The sequence below is a fragment of the Streptomyces sp. SM11 genome, from assembly GCF_002910905.1.
GTDB lineage: Bacteria > Actinomycetota > Actinomycetes > Streptomycetales > Streptomycetaceae > Streptomyces.
Genome location: NZ_NEUE01000299.1, coordinates 1 through 7,917, shown reverse-complemented (window position 1 = coordinate 7,917; position 7,917 = coordinate 1). Strand labels below are relative to the sequence as shown.

Genomic DNA, 7,917 nt, shown 5'->3' with positions numbered 1-7,917 from the left:
GGCAGGGCAGGGCAGGGCAGGGCAGGGCAGGGCAGGGCAGGGCAGGGCAGAGGTGAGGGGCCGGTCGTCGGGTGCGACCGGCCCCTCACCTTCGTGACCCTCCGTGCTCATCCGTGCTGGTACGCGACCAGCGAGATGCCCACGTAGTGCGCGATGAACGCCGCCAGCGTCAGCGAGTGGAAGACCTCGTGGAAGCCGAACCAGCGCGGCGACGGGTTCGGCTTCTTGATCCCGTAGATCACGCCGCCCACGCTGTACAGCAGCCCGCCGACGACGACGAGGACCAGGACCGCGATACCGCCGGTCCGCATGAAGTCGGGCAGGAAGAAGACCGCCGCCCAGCCCATCGCGATGTAGCACGGGGTGTAGAGCCAGCGCGGCGCGCCGACCCAGAACACCCGGAAGGCGATGCCCGCCGCCGCGGCCGCCCAGACCGCCCACAGCAGCGGGCGGGCGGTGGACCCGGGGAGCAGGAGCAGCGTCAGCGGGGTGTAGGTGCCCGCGATGATCAGGAAGATGTTCGCGTGGTCCAGACGGCGGAGCACCGCCTCGCCGCGCGGCCCCCACGTGCCGCGGTGGTAGACCGCGCTGACGCCGAACAGCAGACAGGCGCTGAGGATGTAGACGCCGCAGGCGATCCGGCCCGTCGTGCTGTCGGTCAGGGCGATGAGCGTGATCCCGGCGATCACCACCGCCGGGAACATTCCGGCGTGCAGCCAGCCGCGCATCCGCGGTTTGACGGGGACGGGGTCGAGTACGACGGGGCCCGGGGTCGCGGCGCTGGCGTCGGCGTCAGTCATGTCCGCATGCTACCTACGCCACCGTAGGTAGCGGATATGGGGCGCAAATGAGTGGCGATGCTCACGTGTGAGGCCCCCTGGACATATGGGCGGAACGGTCGGATGATCAAATGAGTGCAGTCGGCACCGGATGAGCGCCAGGGGAATTCGAAGGGTACGAAGCATCCGGGTCGCAGCCCCCACGGGGCCTCTCGACAACTGACACCCTCAACTAGGAGCGATCGTGGCGCGCGACATCGCGGCTCCCCTCACCGTCCCCACCCACCACCAGGAGCTGGTCTCCTGGGTCGACGAGATCGCAGCCATCACCCAGCCCGATCGGGTGGTCTGGTGCGACGGCTCCGAGGCCGAGTACGAGCGCCTGTGCGGGGAGCTCGTGGCCAAGGGCACGTTCACCAAGCTGGACGAGACCAAGCGGCCGAACTCGTACTACGCCGCGTCCGACCCGAGCGATGTCGCCCGCGTCGAGGACCGTACGTTCATCTGCTCCAAGGAGGAGAAGGACGCGGGTCCGACCAATCACTGGAAGGACCCCGCCGAGATGCGGGCCGTCTTCACCGGGGAAGAAGGAAACAGCTTCACGGGTGAGCAGGGTGTCTTCCGTGGGTCCATGCGCGGCCGCACCATGTACGTCGTGCCCTTCTGCATGGGGCCCGTCGGCTCGCCGCTCTCCGCGATCGGCGTCGAGATCACCGACTCCGCGTACGTCGCCGTCTCCATGCGCACCATGACCCGCATGGGCCGGGCCGTCCTGGACGAGCTGGGCACCGACGGCTTCTTCGTGAAGGCCGTCCACACCCTCGGCGCACCCCTGGAGGAGGGCCAGGAGGACGTTCCGTGGCCCTGCAACACCACCAAGTACATCTCGCACTTCCCCGAGGACCGCGAGATCTGGTCGTACGGCTCCGGCTACGGCGGCAACGCCCTGCTCGGCAAGAAGTGCTACGCCCTGCGCATCGCGTCCGTCATGGCCCGCGACGAGGGCTGGCTCGCCGAGCACATGCTCATCCTGAAGCTCACCCCGCCGCGCGGGGAGTCCGAGGCCGCCAAGTACATCGCCGCCGCGTTCCCGTCCGCCTGCGGCAAGACCAACCTCGCCATGCTGGAGCCCACCATCCCCGGCTGGACCGTGGAGACCATCGGCGACGACATCGCCTGGATGCGGTTCGGCGAGGACGGCCGCCTCTACGCGATCAACCCCGAGGCCGGTTTCTTCGGCGTCGCGCCCGGCACCGGCGAGCACACCAACGCCAACGCCATGAAGACCATGTGGGGCAACTCCGTCTTCACCAACGTCGCGCTGACGGATGACGGCGATGTGTGGTGGGAGGGCATGACCGAGGAGGCGCCCGCGCACCTCACGGACTGGAAGGGCAACGACTGGACCCCCGAGTCCGGCACGCCCGCCGCCCACCCCAACGCCCGCTTCACCGTCCCCGCCGGACAGTGCCCGATCATCGCGCCCGAGTGGGAGGACCCCAAGGGCGTGCCGATCTCGGCGATCCTCTTCGGCGGCCGCCGCGCCTCCGCCGTCCCGCTGGTCACCGAGTCCTTCGACTGGCAGCACGGCGTCTTCCTCGGAGCCAACGTCGCCTCCGAGAAGACCGCCGCCGCCGAGGGCAAGGTCGGCGAGCTGCGCCGCGACCCGTTCGCCATGCTGCCGTTCTGCGGCTACAACATGGGCGACTACATGAACCACTGGGTCAAGGTGGGCGCCGACAAGGCCGATCAGTCGAAGCTCCCGAAGATCTACTACGTCAACTGGTTCCGCAAGAACGAGGCGGGCAAGTTCGTCTGGCCCGGCTTCGGCGAGAACAGCCGCGTCCTGAAGTGGATCGTGGAGCGCCTGGAGGGCAAGGCCGAGGGCGTCGAGTCCCCGATCGGCATCCTGCCGGCCAGGGGCGCGCTCGACACCGAGGGCCTGGACCTCTCCGAGGCCGACCTCGACTTCCTCCTCACAGTCGACAAGAAGATCTGGCGCGAGGAGGCCGCCCTGGTCCCCGAGCACCTCAACACCTTCGGCGACCACACGCCCAAGGAGCTGTGGGACGAGTACCACGCGCTGGTGAAGCGCCTGGGCTGAGCCCCGCGCTCCCGCTGAACCCCGCGGCCGGGTCCATCGGACATCCGCCCTGACCTGTGGGGCCGAACGACCCGCCGCGGTACGGGGCCTGTCCTCGCCGACAGTCCCGGAGGGCCTGTCCCCGACCAAGGACACCCTCCCGGCCCCCGGAACCCCCTCACGGTTCCGGGGGCCGCTCCTGTTCTGCGGGCGGCCTGCGCCGCGGGCCGCCCCCGCCCCGGTCCTCCAGGTACTTCGTGTGGGACCGCTGGCGCAGCTCCTCCGCCTCCCGCAGCCCGTCCACCAACTCCTGCGCCTCCCCGCGCAGCAGCGCCACCTGCCGCTCCAGCTCCTCCTCCGGAGCCCGCGCGCCCGGCGCGAGCCGCGTCCACCACCGGGTCCGCAGATACGCGTCGACGGAATCCGGAACGTCCCGGCGCACCGCCCGCGCCACCACGTGCACGCCCTCCGGGTCCTCCGCCAGCGCCTCGGAGACCCAGCCGGGTGCCAGTAGTCCGTCCAGCAGGCCGGTCAGCGCGGCGAGCCGCTCCGCCGCGCCGGGCGGCAGGTCCACCCGGGCCAGGTACGCCCGCAGGGTCACGAGGTCGGCCCGCAGGTCGTCCGGCCGGGACGACGGCTCCTCGAACGCAGGGGCGGGCGGCCGGTGCGGCGGGGCGAGCAGGGCCCCCGCCCCGTACAGCCCGCCGACCACCACCGGCCAGTACGCGCCCGCGAACCCGGCGAAGGTGAGGGCGAGACCGCCGAGGGCGGCGGCGCTGCCGGTCAGATTCCGTGCCGACTCCAGATAGCCGATCATCCGGGCCGCCGCCGAGTTTCCTCCCGCCGGACCCTCGCTGTCGGCCAGGGACCTCTTCCCCGCCGCCTTCCTACTGGTAGCCACGGATCTCGTCGAACGCCCCGTCCAGCGAGCCCGGGCCCTCCTTCTTCGTCCCGTCGAAGAGCCGGCCGCCGGTCAGCGCGGCGATCGACTCCAGCTCCGAGCGGTCGGAGTCGCCGAACACGATCGGGAACACCGGGGTGACCTGCCGGGCGGCGGGCAGCGCCCGGTAGAACGCCGCGAACTCCGCCGCCGACCGGCCTGCCGTGTTCTCGCCGTCCGTCATCAGCACGACGGAGGTGAACGCGGACTCGGTGTCCGGGCCGAGGCGGTCGTAGGCCGCGGCGAGCGACGAGTAGATCGCCGTGTCCCCCTCGGCCGTCAGCGCGGCCGTGTCCGCCCGGATCGCCGCCGGGCCCGCCTTCGGGTCCGCCGGGTCGACGACGTGCGTGCGGACCTGCTTGACGGCGGACCCGAACGGCAGCAGCGTGACCTGCTCGCGCTCCCGGAAGCCGCCGGTCAGCCCGTTCAGCGCGGACTTCAGCCGGGCCAGCCGCCCGCCCTTCATCGACCCGGAGGTGTCCAGCACGTACACGGTCCGCGACGGGCGTCGCAGCCGGTGCTCGTACGAGGACAGCAGCCCGTCCGCGACCGACCGCGTACCGGGGAACGGCAGTTCGCGGCGCTGTTCGGGCGAGAGCGGATCGGCGGGGCGCGCGGCGGCCACGACCGGACGGCGCAGCGTCAGCTCGGTGATCTCCCGCTGCACCTCGGTGGACCGGAAGTGCTCGGCGAGGGTCCCTACGGCGTCCCGGGCCTCCGGGGTGGCCCCGGTGAGCGCGCTCAGCGGGTAGTCGGCGGTCACCACCCCGTCGCGGGGGCGGATCACGGTCAGCCCGGCGTCGCTGTCCCGGTTCAGCGACAGCAGCACCGACTCGTAGTTGATCAGCGCGTCCACGGTGGAGCGCCGGGCGTACGCGGAGGCCAGCCACCCGGAGGAGCCCGAGGTGAGGCGCTGTCCCGCGATGAACCCCTTCAGCTTCGGCCCGGCCTCGCGTACGTCGGCGTCGGTGAGCGCCGCCTGTGCGCCGGAGAGCCCGGACGCCACCGAGATCAGCGCGGCGAAACCGGAGTTGGAGCGGCTCGGGTCGGTCATCCCGTACGTCAGGTCCCCGGCCGCGACCGCCCGGTGGACCTGTGCCCAGGTGACGGCCCCGTCGTCCCAGCCGAGTCGCCGCACCGTCGCGGGCCGCACCCCGAGGGCGATCGGGGAGGCCATCAGCGGGGTCTGGGAGGCGATTTTGCGGGCGGCCTCCGGGTCGAGGCGCAGGTAGTCGTTGGACGACAGCCACACCGCGTCGAATGCCCCGTCCGTCTTCCCGGAAGCCAGGCGCTCGACGGCGTCCAGCGTGCCCGTCCAGGTGGGCCGCACGGTGATCCCGGTCGCCTCGCGGGCCTTCTCCAACAGCGGTTCCATGTCGCTGAGTTCACTGGAGGACAGGATCCGGAGCGTTCCCGTGCCCGCCCGCCCGTCGTCGCCCCGGCCGGTGTCCCGCCCGGCGTCCTTGTCCGCCGTGCAGGCGGCGAGCGGTACGAGCAGGGCCGCGGCCAGCAGCGGCAGCAGGGTGCGCCGCAGGCGGCGGCCAGGCGTGCGGGTGCCGGCGAGGGCGCGCCGGGCCAGGGGGCCTTTCCCGGGCGGCGGCCTCTCATGAGCGGCCCCCTTCCAGCGACGTGTCCGCGGTGCGGCTGCGATCCAACCGGGCGCCGGCTTCCTGGAGTTCGGCGGTCAGCGACTCCACGGTGGCCGCCATGGTGTCGGTCGCCCGCGCCTTGTACGTGTCGATGGCGTCGAGCGTCGCGTAGATCTGCCCGAACGCGGTGCGCAGGGTCTCGACGCCGACCGCCGGGTCGGCCGCCATGCGCTGGATCTCCCCGCTCTGCGTGGCGAGCATCTCGGCGTTGCCCCGGATCAGGTCCTCGGTGGTCGAGCGCAGCACCTGCACCTGCTCGGCCACCCGGCGCTGGTTCTCCAGCGCCGAGGACAGCATCACCGCGATCCGCAGCGCGGACACGGTGGTGGTGGCCGCCCGGTCGACGCCCTTGATCAGCTCGTCGTTGTTGCGCCGTACGACGTCCATCGCCAGGTACCCCTGGGCGCAGACGGCGATCTGGGTCAGCAGATCCTGGTGCTTCTGCCGTACGGGGAAGAGGACGTCGGCCCGCAGCGCGTCCGCCCGTACCGGATCGCCCGCCGCCTCGGCCTCCGCGACGCGCCGCTCCACGACGCCGTCGAGGGCCTCGGTGAGGACCGCGTACTCCTGCAGTCTGCCCATGGAGTCCCAGAGGCGGGTGCGCTCGGTGTGCAACGCGGCGTTTTCGCGCCGCAGTTCATCCTGGCCGGTGCGGAGCGAGCGCACGATCCGGTCGAGGGTGCTCTTGGCGGAGGCGTACTTCGCGATGTGGTCGCGCAGCCGGCGCCCGCCCGGCAGCCGGGACAGCAGCCGGCGGGCCCCGCGCCCGGGGGCGTCGCGCGGATCGAGGTCCTCGACCGTGCGGCGCAGCTCGGCCAGCGAGGACCCCACCCGGGCCGGGGTCTCGCCCTCGCCGGAGGCGAGTGAGCGGACGGTGCGGTCCAGTATCCGGTTGGACTGCTGGGCGGCGCTGCGGATGTCGCTCTGCCCGAGCGCGGCGATCTCGCCGACCCGGGCGCCGAACTCCGGTGAGCGGGCGTCGAGTCCGGCGAGTCCCTCGACGTACTCCTCGGCCCGCCGGACCATCTCGGCCCGCACGGCGTCCCCGACCGGGACGAGCCCGGCGGCCTGTTCGGCGCGGACGGGGGCGACGGGCGCGGGCGGGGTGAGCACGAGCGGGGTGGTCGGCGGATCGAACGGCCGTCGGGGGTCCTGGGGTCCGGCGTTCCGGTGTCCGGCGTTCTGAGGTCCGGCGTCCTGGGGCATGGTGGCGGTCTCCTGTGCTGCGAGTACGGATCCGGGAACAGAGCTGGCCGCGAGCCGGGGCGTCGTCAGCCGCGGGCCCGCCGCGCCATCGAGCGCAGCACCTCCGCGGTGGGCACGGGCGCCTGGCGTACGCCGGTCAGCCGCTGGTCGATGTAGGCGGTGTGTTCCGCGGTCGCGGCGCTGAAGTCGGCGGCCGCGCCCTGGGGCCGGAACCCGTGCCGTACCGCCAGCTCCCGCAGCCCGGGATCGGTGGACAGCAGCTCACCGAGCTCGCGGCCGTGGTCGGTCAGCGGTACGAGGGTGTGGTCGCTGGACACGGTGGTGTCCGGGTAGAGGACGACGAGGTCGCCGATCTCCTGCCGCCCGCCGCTCATCAGCAGGGAGGCCACCTGCGACTCGTAGACCAGCACGAGGGGGTTGCCGACCCCGCTGATGAAGTCCCGGAACGGCGCGTCGCTGCTGGTCTGCTGGGCGCCCTGCATCTGGACGAGCTTGCGCATCAGCGGAGCGGTGCGTTCCACGGCCTTCTCGTCCGTGGCCACCCGGCCGCCGTCGGCGACGTACGAGGCGGCGGCGAGGTAGAGGGCACCGGAGTTGAAGGTGACGGGATCGGTGCTCGTGATGAACACCGTGCCGCTCAACTCGGCATGCCCGGAAGCCCCCTTGAGCTGCTGCCAGGTCCGGTCGTCCTCGGCCGCCGCCAGGTAGGGGTCCATGAGCAGCGTCCCCTGCGTGGCGAACTTCGACCCGTTGTCGGCCCGCAGCCGGGTCAGCCCGTTGTTCGCGAGGACCTCGGCCGCGTTGCCGGTGGGCCACCACGACGAGCGGCGAGTAGAACGGCCGCAGCGGGCCGCCCTGGGCCTCGGCTCCCCGGCGCAGCTCATCGGCCGGGGCCTTGGAGCTGGGGAAGGCGAAGTCGTACCCCTTCAGGGGCAGCCGGTCCATCGCCCAGGATCCGGAGGTCTCCGTCCGGACGGTGAACCCCTTGGCCGCGAGGGCCTTCACGGTGTCGGGGTCGGCGAAGAACTCGGCCTTCTCCGACCCGATCACTCCGCGCACGGTCTTCGCGGCCGTGCCGCTGCCCCTGTTGCCCCCGCTGTCGCGGCCCAGGGGGACGGCCCCGGTGAAAAGGGCCGTGGCGCCCGGCCCGCGCGCCTGCGCGGCACGTGGACCGGGGCCGTCAGTGGGCGCCGACCAGCTGCCCGGAGGGGGCGGGGCCGGCGAGGGCCGCGGTGTGGGCGTCCATCCGCTCGGCGGAGA

General features: G+C 72.6%; 5 protein-coding genes and 1 pseudogene. 1 reads left to right on the top strand and 5 read right to left on the bottom strand.

What is annotated here, in order from left to right:
• Positions 1 to 107 precede the first annotated feature (107 nt).
• Positions 108 to 800: a hemolysin III family protein gene (locus B9S58_RS33930; protein WP_103535726.1), complete on the bottom strand. Its 693-nt coding sequence runs from the start codon at positions 798 to 800 to the stop codon at positions 108 to 110.
• Between the two features lie 223 nt (positions 801 to 1,023).
• On the opposite strand from B9S58_RS33930, the gene B9S58_RS33925 reads away from it, so the two are divergent.
• Positions 1,024 to 2,883 (top strand): phosphoenolpyruvate carboxykinase (GTP), encoded by a 1,860-nt coding sequence (locus B9S58_RS33925; RefSeq protein ID WP_103535725.1) that lies wholly within the window; start codon positions 1,024 to 1,026, stop codon positions 2,881 to 2,883.
• 157 nt (positions 2,884 to 3,040) lie between these two features.
• On the opposite strand, the gene B9S58_RS33920 is transcribed toward B9S58_RS33925, so the two are convergent.
• The 4 genes and pseudogenes from B9S58_RS33920 to B9S58_RS33905 form a co-directional block, all read right to left on the bottom strand.
• Entirely contained in the window at positions 3,041 to 3,679 is a 639-nt protein-coding gene (locus tag B9S58_RS33920; protein ID WP_181009550.1) for a hypothetical protein, read from the bottom strand.
• A 70-nt stretch (positions 3,680 to 3,749) separates the two neighbouring features.
• Complete coding sequence (locus tag B9S58_RS33915; RefSeq protein WP_374935731.1) at positions 3,750 to 5,177, bottom strand: substrate-binding domain-containing protein; 1,428 nt, start codon at positions 5,175 to 5,177, stop codon at positions 3,750 to 3,752.
• Positions 5,178 to 5,406: 229 nt separating this feature from the next.
• Positions 5,407 to 6,657: a toxic anion resistance protein gene (locus B9S58_RS33910; RefSeq protein WP_103535723.1), complete on the bottom strand. Its 1,251-nt coding sequence runs from the start codon at positions 6,655 to 6,657 to the stop codon at positions 5,407 to 5,409.
• Positions 6,658 to 6,722: 65 nt separating this feature from the next.
• Positions 6,723 to 7,767 (bottom strand): annotated as a pseudogene (locus B9S58_RS33905) (hypothetical protein).
• Between the last annotated feature and the right edge of the window lie 150 nt (positions 7,768 to 7,917).